The following is a 15,311-nucleotide window of genomic DNA, read 5'->3' as shown; positions in this document are numbered from 1 at the left end:
GTGAAAGAGAAGAAGTTGATCTGATTTTTAAATTAATCATTTCTTTTTCATTCAATCTAAAAGCTAAATATTAAAATGAATAAGAATAACATATGTTATTTAACCTTGGCACTTTTGGCTATGTTGATGCTACCAAGTTTTATAAGTGCTCAAAATGATGATAATAATATGCCTGAATTAAGTTTTTCAGAAGACAAGGCTATTTTTCCAGGCGAGGAGCGTTCACGAAGAAAATTTGATAACGCTGTTATTGCAGATTTAGATCAAGATGGTTATATGGATATGCTGCTAACTGAACATTCAAGACGTGTTGAATTGTTTTGGAACAATAAAGGTGTTTTTGAGCGGGGAGAACCGTTTATTTTTGGGGATACCCATGGTATAGCTATTGGTGATTATAATGGCGACGGTCTGTTAGAAGTTTTGGTTCAACCAGGCGGCGGTGATGGTAAAAACCCTAGAAAACTACGAGCCTATACTGTTAATTTAGATAGAAGTGTTTCAGAAGAGAAAGAATTCAAGCATTTTAAAGCAAGCCGAGGGCGTGCGGTTAAGTTTATTGATGGCAATAATGATGGTAATTTAGGATTGCTACTAACAGCGTTTCCTCCCAAAAATCAAAACGATAAAGCCCATTTTTTATATTTAAAAGATGAAGAGCAGGAATTTAAATTTTCTAAATTTTTGCCTTATGCTGATCGTTTTAATGACCGTATGACGTATGTTGATTTCAATAACGATAACATCACCGATATGATTTTCTATGGAGGGAGTAAAGTTATAGCTGTTCAGGGAGAAGCTAATAACAAATTTACTGATGTGACCGAAACAGTACTAGGCGATTTAACAAACACTAATTTGACCACGAGTGTTTCAGAAATCGATTTTGATAATGATGCTGATTTCGATTTGTTTTTAACACGATCAAAACATGCTTTTGATGCTGAAAGTGATTATGATACCGAGAACAAAAGATTTTACTTCTTTGCACGTCGTGAACCGTTTAAACACGATAGTATAAAAATTAAGGGTGATTTTAAAATTGAAAACCTACAAATGGCCTTTCCTCATTTTGATGTGTTTATTGGAGCCAAAAAGAAATTGTTTAAGCGTAAATTAGACAAGCATGGGCATCAAGATTTTACTTTAACTCAAAAAGAAGCCGAAGGTTGGCCAGAAGATACCTCTAAAAAAGGATTGTATATAGGTTATTTGGGAAATGATTATTGGCGTATAGAAGGTTTTACAAATGCGCCAACATCAGGAGTGATACATAACGTGGTAGAAAAACCAGAAACAATTGAGTTGAAGAATTTACCCGCTAAATTATTGGAAAATCAAAACGGTACTTTTGTGGATGTAACTGCAAAACTGGGTATTGATATTTCTGAGCAAACCACCAGTTCTGCAGTGGGTGATTTTAATAATGATGGCTGGTCTGATCTATACATTGTGCGTTACGGTCATTCTGCGTCACAAATTGAACAATTCTTATATCTCAATGATGAAGGAAAGCAATTCAAAAGAATTGAAGGTCATGGTATTGTTAGAGAAGAAGTCGGTTCAACGGGTATGGGAGCTGATGCGTTTGATTACGACAAGGATGGCGATTTAGATATTATTTATGCTAACGAACGTGGCCGCTGGCACTTGTTTACAAACCATTTAAAATCAGATAATAATTATGTGGTGGTAAACGTAGGCAACTCGCCTTCAGGAAAAGTAACTCCTATTGGTGCTATATTAACGTTAAAAGCGGGCGGTAATATCTATAAACGTGTGGTTGGTGCTACATCGTCCTATTTTTCACATCCTTTAAACACCAATCTTCATATAGGTCTTGGCACATCTACTAAAATTGACGAGGCCGAAGTGTTATGGAGTAATGGTGAAAAGCAATCATTAGATATCGTAAAATTAAATACCACCTATAACGTAGGGAAGTCTAATTAAATTATAGTAAATTAAATACTAATAAAAAATGAAATCAGTATTAGCAAAGTCGTTCTTATACCTGTCAGTTTTCCTTTTATTGGCTGCTTGTAAACAGGAAAGTAAAGTATTATCTCTTGAAGAGGAAGCAAGAGAAAAGATAGAAACCTTAAAATCCTTAATGGAAGATGCGCAGTCTAAATCTATTGATGTCACTAGAGAAGAGACCATAATTTGGTTTTCAGAGCAATTTTTAAAGTTTGCCAATTGGGATGAAGCAAATCCAGAAGCCATTGCCATGGCATTTGGTTACGAAAGATATTATGCGGACAATAAAGACTCATTAGCAGCCAAGTTACCAGATTTTGAACGACAAAAGGTGATTCAAATTTTAGATAAAGGTATTGAAACATTAAATCAAGAACTGGCGGGAGACATTAAGCGTCGTCCTGTTAATAAGGTAGATTGGCAAAATACCAAAGCGGGTAATAATATGTTTGTGAGCAATGGTAAACCATCTTTTCCCTATGATTACTTTTCAAAAACAGTAGGGCAACCACTAACCAATAAAGATATTTATAATGATCACTTAGGGGCGTTATACCACGGAGGTGAGAATTTATACCCTGTTGACCATGATCGCGCGATCAATTCATTTCTATTGAAAGAGGATGGTACTTTCGATGAAGAGTTAATGAAAGAGCTAACAGGCATTCCCGACACCAATATTGGGTTCTTAATCTATTGGTCTATGGGTATACCAGAGTGGGTAGAAAAGAAAGAACCTGAGATTCGTAAAGGACGTTCTTTATTTACGGGATTTGATATTGACAACCCCGTAGCACGCGATTTATGGGGTAAAATCATACGCCGTACAGGTGAGCTTACAAAAGGTAAAAAGGTTACAGAATTAGGCTATATTTTTGCTAACGAACCACATTGGTATTCTGAAAAGAATCATTGGACCTATCGTTTTAAAGAAATGAATGGTATTTCATCATATACTTTGAACAATTTCAGAAATTGGTTAAAAAACAAATACAATAACAATATTCAAAAGCTAAATGCCAACTGGGATTCGTCATTTAAAAGTTTCAATGGTGTAGAAATAGAAATTCCAATTGATACGGCGCTTCAAGGTAAACCTATTTGGTATGACTGGAACCGTTACCACATGGATAGAAGTACGTCTTGGTTTAAATTTATGCAAGATGAATTACATGCTGTTAATCCTGATGCTAATACTCATATTAAACTATTTCCAAGAACATTCTATGAAGATTCTCGTTCACACGGTATGGACTTTGAAGCTTTAACTGAATTGACAACAATGATTGGTCATGATGCAAAAGCTTTAGGAAGCCCAAGTATTAGGCCTCATATTAATTCAGATTGGTATAAAAATTATGCTTATAAATGGGATGGTATGGCTATTCTACACGATTTTTTAGAGTCGGTAGGCCCTGATAAAATTAATGTAAACTCTGAATCTCATTTCCTTTCTTCAGGTATGTGGAGAGATTTAGATTCGCGTACAAGTTATGTTCGCAATGTGTACTGGTTGGCAACTTTAATGGGCATGGATGCTAACATGGGCTGGTTTTGGGCGCGTGACCCAGATGGTTCTCCAGAAGACCGTCTAGAAGGTGAATTAGATTTCTTTGATCCTGGTTTAGGAGGTGCTTATGCAGGTTCTAACAATATGCAGCCACATATAACTAATGAAGTGACTCAAGTAATGTATGATTTAAATAGTTTTTCAGAAGAAATTGTAGCCTTAAGAAAACAACCACGCCCGTTACGTTTATTCTATTCGGAGACCTCGGCTATCAATACGTCAGATTATATGACACAAACTGGTAAATTATACAAATCTCTGTTTTTTGAAGGGTTATCCTTAGGTTTTGTAACCAAAAATATTATTGAAAAACAAGATAATAGTACATGGAATACCGTTGTAGTTTATAAAACAAAATATATAACGGATGCTGAATTTAATGCATTGCAATCGTATTTAAATAATGGCGGCACTGTAATTATTGATTCAGAAGAAAGTTTGTCTATGAACGAGTACGGTAAAAAACGTAGCAATAAGTTAACGGCAGGCAAAGGCAAACTAATGGAGATGAAGAATGTTGATATGGCAGAAATTAAAAAAGTAGCTTTAGAAGAGGTGGCTGATTATATGCCTGATGTTATCATTGAATCAAACAATGGAAAAGATTATAAAACAACCATTTCACGCGTGGTTAAACAGGAAGATGGAACCTACCTAGTAAATTTACTTAATGTAGGGCATGACACTGCAAAGATTAGGCTGTCATTGAAGTCTGGAACCCCTGTCACTATTCATGATTTGATGACGGAAAACCCTGTTGATGCTGAATTTGATTTAGCGTCAGAAGAGGTGCTATTGCTAAAAGTTAAGTAATGCCATGAATAAACTGATAGCCCTATTAGTTTTAGTGGTATTTGTTCCAGTGCATGGGCAAGTACCTGTTAAAACTTCAAATCCTAGTGACTCATGGCAATTGGTTAAGAGTTTGTCTGATGAGTTTGATGGAGCCAAGTTAGATTGGGGTAAATGGTACAAAGAGGATAAGTTGCCTAATACTACAGGTTGGAAATGGAATAATAATGCCAATGCTAAAATTGAGAATGGTGTAGCAGCTTTAACAATGCAGCATAATGCGGATAATGAATCTGATGATGGCACGTATTTTAAATCAGGAATTTTAAAATCGAAAGCCACTTTCACAACGGGCTATGTAGAAGCAAGAATAAAAGGGGCGGCAATAGCGGTTTCTGGACCTAAAAATGGTTATGGCGTTTGTCCTTCGTTTTGGCTTTACAGTGATTTTGATAGAGACGTGGCTGATGGAGAAGTGATTTACTGCGAAATTGATGTTGTAGAATTACAACAATTCGATTGGCATAAAGGACATCAAGATGACATTATGGATTCAGATCACAACCTTCATTTGGTTAAGAAAGAAAACGGAAAAGGCGTTTGGTATAGACCCAAAAAGTATCCAGAGGCCCAATTAAATAAGTTTAGGTTATCTGATGATCCTAGTAAAAACTATCATATTTACGGTTGTGAAGTCAATGAAAAAGAGATTATTTGGTATGTTGATGGCGAAAAAATAGGAAGTAAACCCAATACTTATTGGTATAGACCAATGCATGTTACAGCTTCTTTGGGCTTACGCAGACCCTTTGTGAAATTCTCTAATAATGCTAATAGGGCTGTAAATCCTCTGGTTGATGAAGAAGCCAAAAAACAATTGAAAGGCATGCCTACAACCATGTATGTTGATTATATTCGGGTTTGGAAGAAAAAGTAATCAACAAATTCTATTAAATACAGGTAATATATTACAAAGGTTAGATAAATGTGAGCATGTGAAATTTCTGGTTATTGACGAATTTTAAAGTCAATATTGAATCCATTTATCTAATGAGCACTACCCAAGTTATATGTATTGTTTTTGTCTTATGTTTTAGCTGTAAAAATTTTGAAGAGCCCATAATTCAACAATCGAAGCAACCAAATATTTTATTCATTGGCATAGATGATTTGCGCCCTGAATTGGGGTCTTATGGTTCAGAGATAGCAATGTCTCCTAATATGGATAAATTGGCAAGTCAGGGGTTACAGTTTAATCGTGCCTACTGCCAACAAGCTATTTGTGGCCCTTCGAGAGCAAGTTTGTTAACTGGAATTCGTCCAGAATCCAGTGGTGTATTTCATAACTATATAAAGTTTAGAGAGGTTAACCCAGATGTAATAACACTGCCACAGCATTTTAAAAATAATGGATATGAAACGGTTTATATGGGAAAAATTTTTCATCACGGTGATTTAGATGATGAAAAATCTTGGAGCCGATTACCTGCTGTTGATAGCATGACCCTTAGAGGTATTAAAGAACCTGTGGGGTTTGCTTTAGAAAAAAACATTAAGGAGCGGAATGAAACGCGAAAAGCCATGATTAAAAAATATGGTGATGTGGCTAAATATGGATTAGCTATGGGGCAAGCTTATGAATGTGCTGACGTTCCTGATAATACCTATAGTGATGGATATAACACCGAGCTGGCTATTGCAACCTTGAAAGAGTTAGTGGCAAAAAATGATAAACCTTTCTTTTTGGGGTTGGGTTTTAATAAGCCTCACCTTAATTGGGTAGCTCCAAAAAAGTATTGGGATTTATATGATAGGTCTCATATAAAAATCACACCACAAGATACCATGCCATTAAATGGTTCTCAAATGGGCTTACATCCTTCTTTTGAGTTGCGCGTACGGAGTGGTATTCCTAAAAAAGGCCCCATAGATCATGAACTGGCTATTACATTAAAGCATGCTTATTTGGCTTGTGTTAGCTATGTTGATGCTCAAATAGGTAAAATGATTGAAGCATTGGATGAGGCAGGTGTAAGAGATAATACTATCATTATTTTGTGGAGTGATCATGGTTGGCATTTAGGCGATATGGGCATTTGGGGTAAAGCCACAAATTATGAAATTGCTACACGTGTGCCTATGATGATCTGGATACCCAATATGCCAAAAAACACGCAAGGTAAAGCCACAAATGCTTTAGTAGAGTTAATAGATATGTATCCAACACTTGCTGATTTAACAGGTTTAGAAATACCAGATCATGTGGAAGGAACAAGCTTTAAAGCATTAATTGAAAATCCAGAAATAGCATGGAAAAATGCTGTGTTTAGTCAATTTCCATCACCGGCATTAAGGGAGTGGGGAGCTTTTCCTATAAGACCTGCAATGCGAGAAACGTACTTCGGACCATTACTTGAGGAAGTGGAAGAACGCATTATAGCACAGCAAGGCAAAAAATGGGATAGAAATCTTTTTGAAAATGACTTAATGGGCTATGCCATGCGTACAGAGAACTATAGGTTTATAGTATGGAAAGATAGAATACATCCAGATAAAGCTCCCGTTTATTTAGAACTGTATAATCATTTGAAAGACCCTCACGAGTCTAAAAATATTGCCGATGAAGAACCAGAATTAGTAAATAAATTACTGGTTGAATTTAACAAAGGCTGGAAAGGACACACACCTGAAATAGTACAATAACACCCACTAAACGAATAAGAACCATGAAAAGAAGAGAGTTTTTTAAAAAAGGATCAAAAGCAGCAATTGCTGCTGGAGTTATACCAATGGTAACCACATCTTGTGGAAGTTCACAAAGTATGGCTTATGACAAGGATAAAGATAAATGGTATCACTTAGGAACTGGAAAATCAGGCATGCCTAATAGAAAAGAAACGGTGGGATTTGATGTGGCTGTTATAGGTGGAGGCGCAGCAGGAATTTGTGCGGCTGTAGCAGCAGCCAGAAACGGCTCTAAAACAGTTTTAGTACAAGATAGACCTGTTTTGGGTGGAAATGCGTCTAGTGAAATGCGGGTGCATTTAAATGGTGTAAATAATATTAAGGGCAAAGCAGAACGTGAAACAGGTATAATAGAAGAAATACTGTTGCATAATCGATTTGAAAATGAACAAGAATCGTTTCCTGTATTTGATCATGTTATGTATGATTTTGTGGTACGCGAACCAAACTTAACTTTAATGCTCAATACACAAGCTATTGAGGCCGTAATGGAGGGGAATACTATTAAATCGGCATTATGCTGGCAGGCTACAACTGAAAAATTAATTACTATTAATGCGCCCATTTTTATTGATTGTTCAGGGGATGGCTTGTTGGCAGCTACGGCTGGTGCAGAATACAGAACAGGTCGTGAAGGGAAAGCTGAATTTAATGAAACTTATGCGCCAGATGAACCCGATGGATGGCAAATGGGAGCTACCTTGTTAATGTCCTCTAAAGATATGGGAAGACCTATGAAATATTCTCCGCCATCATATGCCATTAAGTATTCGCATGAAGGCGCTAGCCCTCGACGAAAATTTGCAGGATTTCAAGATGGTATCTGGTGGATTGAAATAGGAAGTGATGATGATATCATTGCCGATGCAGAAAAAAATCGACATAAGCTTATGGGATATTTGCATGGTGTTTGGGATTATATAAAAAATTCAGGTCATTTTCCAGAAGCGGAAAATCTTGCATTAGATTGGGTAGGTTCATTGCCTGCACGTCGTGAATCGCGCAGATTTATTGGAGATTATATCATGTCTGAAAAAGATATGACAGGGCATAAACATTTTGAGGATGCCGTGGCTTTTGGAGGTTGGTCTTTAGATGAACACAATCCAGGAGGTATTGAAAATATTTCAGAACCTCCTAGTTATTTTCACTATCATTTTGAAAAGATTTATGAGTTCCCATTTAGAAGTTTGTACTCTAAGAACATTTCAAATTTAATGTTTGCTGGTAGAAATGTGAGTCAAACGCACATTGCATTATCATCATCAAGAATCATGGCAACCTGTGCGCTTCAAGGGCAAGCCGTGGGTACTGCCGCAAGTATTTGCAATAAGAACCGTATTTTACCTCGTGAAGTAGCGCAGAAACATATCAATGCATTACAAGAGCAGTTACTAAGAGACGATGCTTTTATACCCAATAGACCTGCGAAAGACCCGTTGGATTTAGCAAGACAGGCGAGCCTCATATTTGCGTCAACTACCACGACAGGTGATGTTAAAAATTTAACCAATGGTATGTCTAGAGATATTGATAGTACTATTAATCATTGGCAATCAGAAGGGTTGGGGGCACATGTTCAATTAGAATGGGAAACCCCTGTTAATTTAACAAAGGTTGAATTAAAATGCGATACTAATGTGAAGCGAAACATTATGATGCGAAAAGATAGTAAAAATGACGATTTATATGGCAATAGTGTGCCAAAAGAGATGTTAAAATCGTTACAACTTCAAGGACGTGTTGATGGTGCTTGGGTTAATCTTGGAGAAATTTCTGAAAACAAAACACGGCTTATTAAGTTTAGTTTTAATTCTACAAAAGTATCTGCAATCAAAATAAACATGACTGCTACTTACGGTGCAAAAAACGTAAAACTTTTTGAAGTACGTTGTTATGCTTAACTATGCTTAAATCTTTAAAAACATACGGGTGGTTAATACTCTCTTTTTTATTGTTAAGCAATATGAAGAGTCATCAAAATACATTTAAGACTATTAATCATGAGGTAGTTATTAAACACCCAGGAGAAGAAGATTCTGTTAGAGCTATTTTAACTGAAAGGCAAAATGAGGCGGGATTACCTGTTGGGTATAGCATGAATGTGTTTTCGGTTATTTGTTTAGAAGAGGTGTGTAAAATAATACCCGTTAAGCTGTTTTGGAATAATATTGGAGTATATGAAAGGTATGAGCTGGAGGCTGGAAAAACCTTAGAAAAGTATGAAGCAGATCTATTTGAACCTCAAGATTATGAAAAACTAAACTATATTTTGGCCGATGACAATTCGCCTTTTAAAGATGTTTACTATGATGACATTTTAACTGCTCCAGATGAACATGGTGAAGAAGGAGTTGATGCCCTTTCTGGTGCAACAGCGTTAGAACTTGACGACAAAGATACGGTACGTGGTGCGGCCTTAACCTGTTTTACTTTATGGCATTGGGCTAATGGAGAAGTGGTGTCTATAATAAAAAATCAGACAGGGAAATCGGTTTCTTTAGAACAGTTGAAAATGTTTATTCTAAATGAGAATAACACCTATTTTCATATCGCTTTAAAAGAATTAATCAATAGAAACATCTATTCAAAAGAAGTTCTAAATACGGTAATAAAAAAAGTTTTAAAAACCCCTTCTTTGACAAATTCAGCATTCAAATATGTAGATAAGGCTCTTCAAGAAAATTATTTCTACGCTGTAAATCGTTTATTTTTTGAAGGGGGTAAAATACATAGGTTAGCCGCAATAAAATCTTTAGTAGATACCGACTATAGTATTGAAAAAGCATACTTAGATAATTTTGGTAAGCAATTAACACAAGTAGATTCTTATCAAGAAGTGGCAGCACTATTAGATTTATTGGAACTTAAAAATAAAAATTCAGCGTCTGTTATTGAAACAGCAATACAACTCTTAGATGAAGATTTTTTAAAAGCGAGAAAGGCGTATTGGGTTTTAAAAACCAAATCACTAACCCCAACACAGCAAGCAAGGGTAGATAAATTTTATGAGAAATATCAAAGTCGTTTGTAATCTTTTTTTAAACTAACACAACTTAATTTATATGAAACACATAGTTGATCTTACCGATCGTTCTTCTGACAATTGGATACAAATGGGAAGTGACGAAAAGCGCACGCCCAAAAGAGATAAAGCAATAATCACGCAGGTTGTTGTAATAGGAGGAGGAATGGCAGGAATTTGTGCAGCTGTTGCGGCGGCTAGAAATGGATCTCGTGTGGTTTTAGTTCAAGACCGTCCTGTATTAGGCGGCAACGCCTCTAGTGAAATACGTGTTATAGTACATGGTGTTACCAAGCTTAAGAGCGGCTTGCCTGAACGAGAAACAGGTATTTTAGAAGAAATTTTATTACTGAACCGTTTTTATAACGAACAACATTCATTTACTGTTTGGGATCATGTATTGTATGATTTTGTTACACGGGAGCCCAATATCACCTTGATTTTAAATACACAATGTGTTCGTGCCATAACGGTTGATTCTACCATAGAATCCGTTTTATGCTGGCAATTATCTACAGAAACGTTGTTAACTATTCAAGGAGAACAGGTTATTGATTGTTCTGGTGATGGCCTAATGGCTGCAACTGCTGGAGCAATTTATAGAACAGGAAGAGAAGGAAAAGAAGAGTTTAACGAAAAATATGCGCCTGATGAACCAGACGGATGGCAAATGGGAGCTACAATTCTTTTATCTTCAAAAGATATGGGAAAACCTATGCCCTATAAAGCCCCGCCATTTTCTATTAAGTTTGATGCTGATAAAACACATCCAGACCGAAAAATAATTCCATTTGTTGAAGGATTTTGGTGGGTAGAAGTAGGTAGTAATGACGATATAATTGCTGATGCAGAAGTTGATATGCATCGATTAATGGGCTTTGCTTATGGCGTTTGGGATTATGTTAAAAACTCAGGAAAGTTTCCTGAAGCTGATACTTTTGTTTTAGATTGGGTTGGGTCTTTACCAGGAAGACGAGAATCTCGTCGCTTCATGGGCGATTATATACTTTCTGAACCAGATCAAATAAATCATAAAATACATGAAGATGCGGTAGCCTTTGGTGGTTGGCCTTTAGATGAACATAATCCTGGAGGTATAGAAAATTTGGCTGAGCCCCCAAGTTTTTGGCATGAGCATTTTGAAAAAGTTTATCAAATTCCATTTAAATCCTTGTACTCTAAAAATATTACTAACCTGCTTTTTGCTGGTAGAAATGTAAGTCAAACCCATGTAGCTTTATCCTCATCCCGTGTTATGGGAACTTGCGCGGTTATGGGGCAAGCGGTTGGTACTGCTGCTGCGCTTTGTATCAAAAAGAATGTAAATCCAAGAACTATTGCCAATCAGCATATTGTGGAGTTACAAGAACAGCTATTAAGAGATGATGCCTACATCCCCGAAAGACCCGCTAATGATGCTTTAGATTTGGCCAAAACGGCTGATAAAATTTATGCATCATCTATATCGTCTGGAGATGTAAACTTGCTAGTTGATGGCGTACCTCGAGATGAATTAGGAGAAACACATCACTGGCAATCAAATGGTTTAAACGCTGAAGTGGTTTTTGAGTGGCATAACCCTATTGCCTTAAAATCTGTTGAGATTAAGTGCGATACAAATGTTAAAAAGAACATCATGATGCTAAAAAACACCAGAGAAAATCAAGCTTATACTACAATAATTCCTCCCGAACTTTTAAAGTCTGTAAGTCTAGAGTTAAAAATAGATGGGGAATGGGTGGATTATGGTACTCAAGATAACAATCAAAAAAGATTGATAAAATTCAATTTTGAACAAGTGGAAATAACCGCCTTTAGAATTACATGTCATGAGACCTATGGAGCTAAAAACGTAAAGCTTTTTGAAGTGCGTTGTTATAATTAATAGGCAAACTAACTAACTAACTAACTAACTAACTAACTAACTAACTAACTAAACTTAAACTAAAATGCAAACGGCCGACTATGTAGTCATTATTCTATATATGCTAGGAGTAGTAACGGCAGGAATGATTCTTGCTAGTAAAATGAAAAACTCTAAAGATATGTTCGCAGCAGGCGGGCAATCCCCTTGGTGGGTATCTGGATTATCTGGCTTTATGACAATTTTTTCAGCAGGTACATTTGTTGTTTGGGGAGGTATAGCGTATCAATATGGTTTTGTTGCTGTAGCCATAAATATGTGTTATGGTATTGCCGCACTTCTGGTAGGGTACTTTTTAGCAGGTTATTGGCGTAAGCTTGGTGTAAATTCAGCTTCCGAGTTTTTACAATTGCGCTTTGGTGGTTCTATTGTGCAATTTTACACATGGTTTCAAGGTACCTTTGGTATATTTGCGGTTGGAGGGGCTATATATGCACTTTCAAAAATTGTTTGCGCTTTGATGCCATTGCCTGAAGGCCATTTATTGGTTGATCCTGAAACGGGATTACTTTCTGTGCCATTTACATCGGTGGTTTTATGTTTAATTGTTATTGTAATCACCTTTTCTGGTGGACTTTGGGCCGTTTTAGTGACAGACGTGCTACAGTTTGTAATTCTTGTTATTTCGGTCATTTTTGTAGTTCCTTTAATTTTATCTAAAGCAGGTGGGTGGAGTGCTTTTCTTGATAAGGCTCCCGAAGGCTTTTTATCTCCTGTAGCATCCGATTTTACATGGTGGTTTTTAGCAGGGTGGGTTATAATTCACTTCTTTAAAATAGGAGGCGAGTGGGCATTTGTACAGCGTTATACATGTGTACCAAGTCCTAAGGATGCTAAAAAGGCAGCTTACATTTTTGGTGCTATGTATTTAATCAGTCCTATTTTTTGGATGCTTCCTGCATTGGTGTATAGAACTATTCAACCTGGGCAAGATGTAGAGCAGGCCTATATTTTGGCTTGCAACTTAGTACTTCCTGCTGGTATGATGGGATTAATGATAGCTGCAATGGCCTCGGCTACAGCCAGTGCGGCTACATCTCAACTCAATGTATTTGCGGGCGCCTTTACCACAGAGGTGTATCAAAGAATGTTTAATAAAAACGCCAGTGAAAAACAACTGGTTTTTGTTGGCCGAATTTTCACCATTTTATTAGGGGGTATTGTTATTGCAGGAGCTTTGCTTATCCCTAGATATGGGTATGCGCGATTTATAATTGATTTAACCACATTACTCACAGGTCCATTAGTGTTACCTACTATTTGGGGATTATTTTCAAAGAAAATAGGAATAAAAGCTGTGTGGGGAACCACAATGATAGGTTTTTTAGCGGCCGCAGTGGTTAAGTTTGGATTGACTCAGGATGGTTTTCTATCAAGTTTTGAAATATTACAACCAATTTCTAAATGGGTAGTTAGTAACATGAGAATAGCAGATTTAACGGTTGGAATTTTAGTTCCGTTAATTATTCTCATTATTTTAGAATTTACAATAAAAGAGACCAATCCAAAAAGCATAAGTGTTCAAAAATCTAAAGATAAATTTCAAGCCTTAGAGGTTGTAGAGTCTTCTAGTTTGCCTACCAAGATGGTTATGTATACGTTGGCAATCATAGGATTTATGATGCTTATTTTAGCATTCATTAATACCACAGAAATGAAAGTATTGCTCATTTTTTCATGCCTGCTTTTTGGGTTATCGGTAGCAACTTTTTTTCTGTTAAAAAGAAAACTTAAGCAAGATAAATTATGATTAGTTTTATTACAAGTATACTGGTTTTAGTATTAGGCTATTTTATATATGGCAACTATATAGAGCGCAAATTTAATGCGGACCCAAACAGAGTTACACCAGCTATATCAAAGGAGGATGGTGTTGATTTTGTACCATTACCGTTAGGAAAAATTTTTTTGATTCAGTTTTTAAATATTGCTGGTCTTGGACCTATTTTTGGAGCCATTGCAGGAGCCCTATGGGGACCCGTAGCTTTTTTATGGATTGTCTTCGGATCTATTTTTGCTGGTGCCGTCCATGATTATTTTTCAGGAATGTTGTCTATAAGACATGGCGGTGAAAGTATACCCGAAATTGTAGGGCAGTACCTTGGAAAAGGAATAAAATACTTCATGCGTATCTTCTCTGTAGTGTTATTAATTTTAGTTGGGGTTGTTTTTGTGAAAGGACCAGCTACTATACTGCAGGAGCTAACAGGTGTGAGTGGTACAATTTTAGTTCTAGTTATTTTTGTGTACTATTTATTAGCCACTCTTATTCCAATTGATAAACTTATAGGAAAAATATATCCGCTGTTTGGTTTCTCTCTTTTGATCATGGCTTTAGGGTTGTTTTTTGCGCTGCTTTTTCAGGAATATACCATACCAGAATTGACAATTCAAAATTTAAGAAATCTACACGCAGATCCAGAAACCTATCCTGTTTTTCCACTACTTTTTATCACAATAGCCTGTGGTGCTATTTCAGGATTTCATTCTACACAATCGCCTTTAATGGCACGATGTGTTTCTAATGAGTTGCAAGGAAAAAAGGTTTTTTTTGGTGCTATGATTACAGAAGGCATTGTAGCCTTAGTTTGGGCGGCTATTGCTATGTCATTTTTTGGAGGTGTTGAAGCACTAGGAAAAACTATGGCCGAAGAAGGTCACAATGCAGCTTGGGTAGTCAATATAATATGTAATACTACTCTGGGGAAAATAGGTGGTATATTGGCAATTTTTGGTGTCGTGGCCGCACCTATTACATCGGGAGATACTGCCTTTAGAAGTGCGCGATTAACCATTGCAGATTCTTTTGGTTTTAACCAATCTATAATATGGAAGCGTTTCTTAGTTACCATTCCAATCTTTATAATAGCATTTGGCTTAACTCAAATAGATTTTGCTATTATTTGGCGTTACTTTGGGTGGTCTAATCAAATGCTTGCTACTGTTGTACTTTGGGCTATAGCAGTTTATGTAAAGCAAGAAGGAAAAACAGTTTGGTTTATTTTAATGCCTTCAGCATTTATGACAGCAGTTGTGATTACCTATATTTTGGTTGCTCCTGAAGGTTTTAGGCTTCCTTATAAATGGTCGTGTTTAGTGGGTATATTGGTTGCGTTAGTTTTATCGTTATGGTTTTTACGTTTTAAGTATAAAAGTTAGTTTTTTAAGGTTTACTTACAAGGTTAGTAAAACAAGGTAAATTAGTGGAGGTTTAAGGTATAATAAAGTAATTTGTATTGTCCTTATTTTTATAATTTGCGGTAAGGTTATTATAG

Annotated in this window: 9 protein-coding genes; all 9 read left to right on the top strand. The window is 36.3% G+C overall.

Annotated features, from left to right (window positions below):
- The first annotated feature begins 75 nt into the window (after positions 1 to 75).
- The 9 genes from KFZ70_RS14645 to KFZ70_RS14605 all read left to right on the top strand — a co-directional run bounded on the left by KFZ70_RS14645 (position 76) and on the right by KFZ70_RS14605 (position 15,195).
- A complete protein-coding gene (locus tag KFZ70_RS14645) occupies positions 76 to 1,953 on the top strand; it encodes a CRTAC1 family protein (protein WP_139698411.1) in 1,878 nt (625 codons plus the stop codon).
- A gap of 28 nt (positions 1,954 to 1,981) precedes the next feature.
- The gene (locus KFZ70_RS14640) at positions 1,982 to 4,363 is read left to right on the top strand and encodes a beta-galactosidase (protein WP_139698410.1); all 2,382 of its coding nucleotides are present in this window, start codon (positions 1,982 to 1,984) and stop codon (positions 4,361 to 4,363) included.
- Positions 4,364 to 4,367: 4 nt separating this feature from the next.
- Positions 4,368 to 5,279 (top strand): family 16 glycosylhydrolase, encoded by a 912-nt coding sequence (locus KFZ70_RS14635; RefSeq protein WP_139698409.1) that lies wholly within the window; start codon positions 4,368 to 4,370, stop codon positions 5,277 to 5,279.
- 113 nt (positions 5,280 to 5,392) lie between these two features.
- A complete protein-coding gene (locus KFZ70_RS14630) occupies positions 5,393 to 7,045 on the top strand; it encodes a sulfatase (protein ID WP_139698408.1) in 1,653 nt (550 codons plus the stop codon).
- A gap of 23 nt (positions 7,046 to 7,068) precedes the next feature.
- Positions 7,069 to 8,991 (top strand): FAD-dependent oxidoreductase, encoded by a 1,923-nt coding sequence (locus KFZ70_RS14625; protein ID WP_139698407.1) that lies wholly within the window; start codon positions 7,069 to 7,071, stop codon positions 8,989 to 8,991.
- 62 nt (positions 8,992 to 9,053) lie between these two features.
- Positions 9,054 to 10,121 (top strand): hypothetical protein, encoded by a 1,068-nt coding sequence (locus KFZ70_RS14620; protein ID WP_139698406.1) that lies wholly within the window; start codon positions 9,054 to 9,056, stop codon positions 10,119 to 10,121.
- 31 nt (positions 10,122 to 10,152) lie between these two features.
- The gene (locus KFZ70_RS14615; protein WP_139698405.1) at positions 10,153 to 11,997 is read left to right on the top strand and encodes an FAD-dependent oxidoreductase; all 1,845 of its coding nucleotides are present in this window, start codon (positions 10,153 to 10,155) and stop codon (positions 11,995 to 11,997) included.
- Between the two features lie 64 nt (positions 11,998 to 12,061).
- The gene (locus KFZ70_RS14610) at positions 12,062 to 13,786 is read left to right on the top strand and encodes a sodium:solute symporter family transporter (protein ID WP_139698404.1); all 1,725 of its coding nucleotides are present in this window, start codon (positions 12,062 to 12,064) and stop codon (positions 13,784 to 13,786) included.
- Positions 13,783 to 15,195 carry a carbon starvation protein A gene (locus KFZ70_RS14605; RefSeq protein WP_139698403.1) on the top strand — a complete coding sequence of 471 codons (1,413 nt, stop codon included), beginning with the start codon at positions 13,783 to 13,785 and terminating at the stop codon, positions 15,193 to 15,195. The genes KFZ70_RS14610 and KFZ70_RS14605 overlap by 4 nt, the downstream gene beginning before the upstream one ends.
- Positions 15,196 to 15,311 lie beyond the last annotated feature (116 nt).

Source organism: Allotamlana fucoidanivorans (assembly GCF_045788535.1).
Classification (GTDB): domain Bacteria; phylum Bacteroidota; class Bacteroidia; order Flavobacteriales; family Flavobacteriaceae; genus Allotamlana; species Allotamlana fucoidanivorans.
The sequence above is the reverse complement of the archived record's forward strand: the minus strand, read 5'-3'. Positions and strand labels throughout refer to the sequence as shown.

What these genes read in the sequence shown, in the direction of transcription:
- KFZ70_RS14645 (WP_139698411.1), top strand. Translation starts at nt 76, where the DNA reads ATGAATAAGAATAACATATGTTATTTAACCTTGGCACTTTTGGCTATG.
- KFZ70_RS14620 (WP_139698406.1), top strand. Translation starts at nt 9,054, where the DNA reads ATGAAGAGTCATCAAAATACATTTAAGACTATTAATCATGAGGTAGTT.
- KFZ70_RS14605 (WP_139698403.1), top strand. Translation starts at nt 13,783, where the DNA reads ATGATTAGTTTTATTACAAGTATACTGGTTTTAGTATTAGGCTATTTT.
- KFZ70_RS14625 (WP_139698407.1), top strand. Translation starts at nt 7,069, where the DNA reads ATGAAAAGAAGAGAGTTTTTTAAAAAAGGATCAAAAGCAGCAATTGCT.
- KFZ70_RS14615 (WP_139698405.1), top strand. Translation starts at nt 10,153, where the DNA reads ATGAAACACATAGTTGATCTTACCGATCGTTCTTCTGACAATTGGATA.
- KFZ70_RS14635 (WP_139698409.1), top strand. Translation starts at nt 4,368, where the DNA reads ATGAATAAACTGATAGCCCTATTAGTTTTAGTGGTATTTGTTCCAGTG.
- KFZ70_RS14610 (WP_139698404.1), top strand. Translation starts at nt 12,062, where the DNA reads ATGCAAACGGCCGACTATGTAGTCATTATTCTATATATGCTAGGAGTA.
- KFZ70_RS14630 (WP_139698408.1), top strand. Translation starts at nt 5,393, where the DNA reads ATGAGCACTACCCAAGTTATATGTATTGTTTTTGTCTTATGTTTTAGC.
- KFZ70_RS14640 (WP_139698410.1), top strand. Translation starts at nt 1,982, where the DNA reads ATGAAATCAGTATTAGCAAAGTCGTTCTTATACCTGTCAGTTTTCCTT.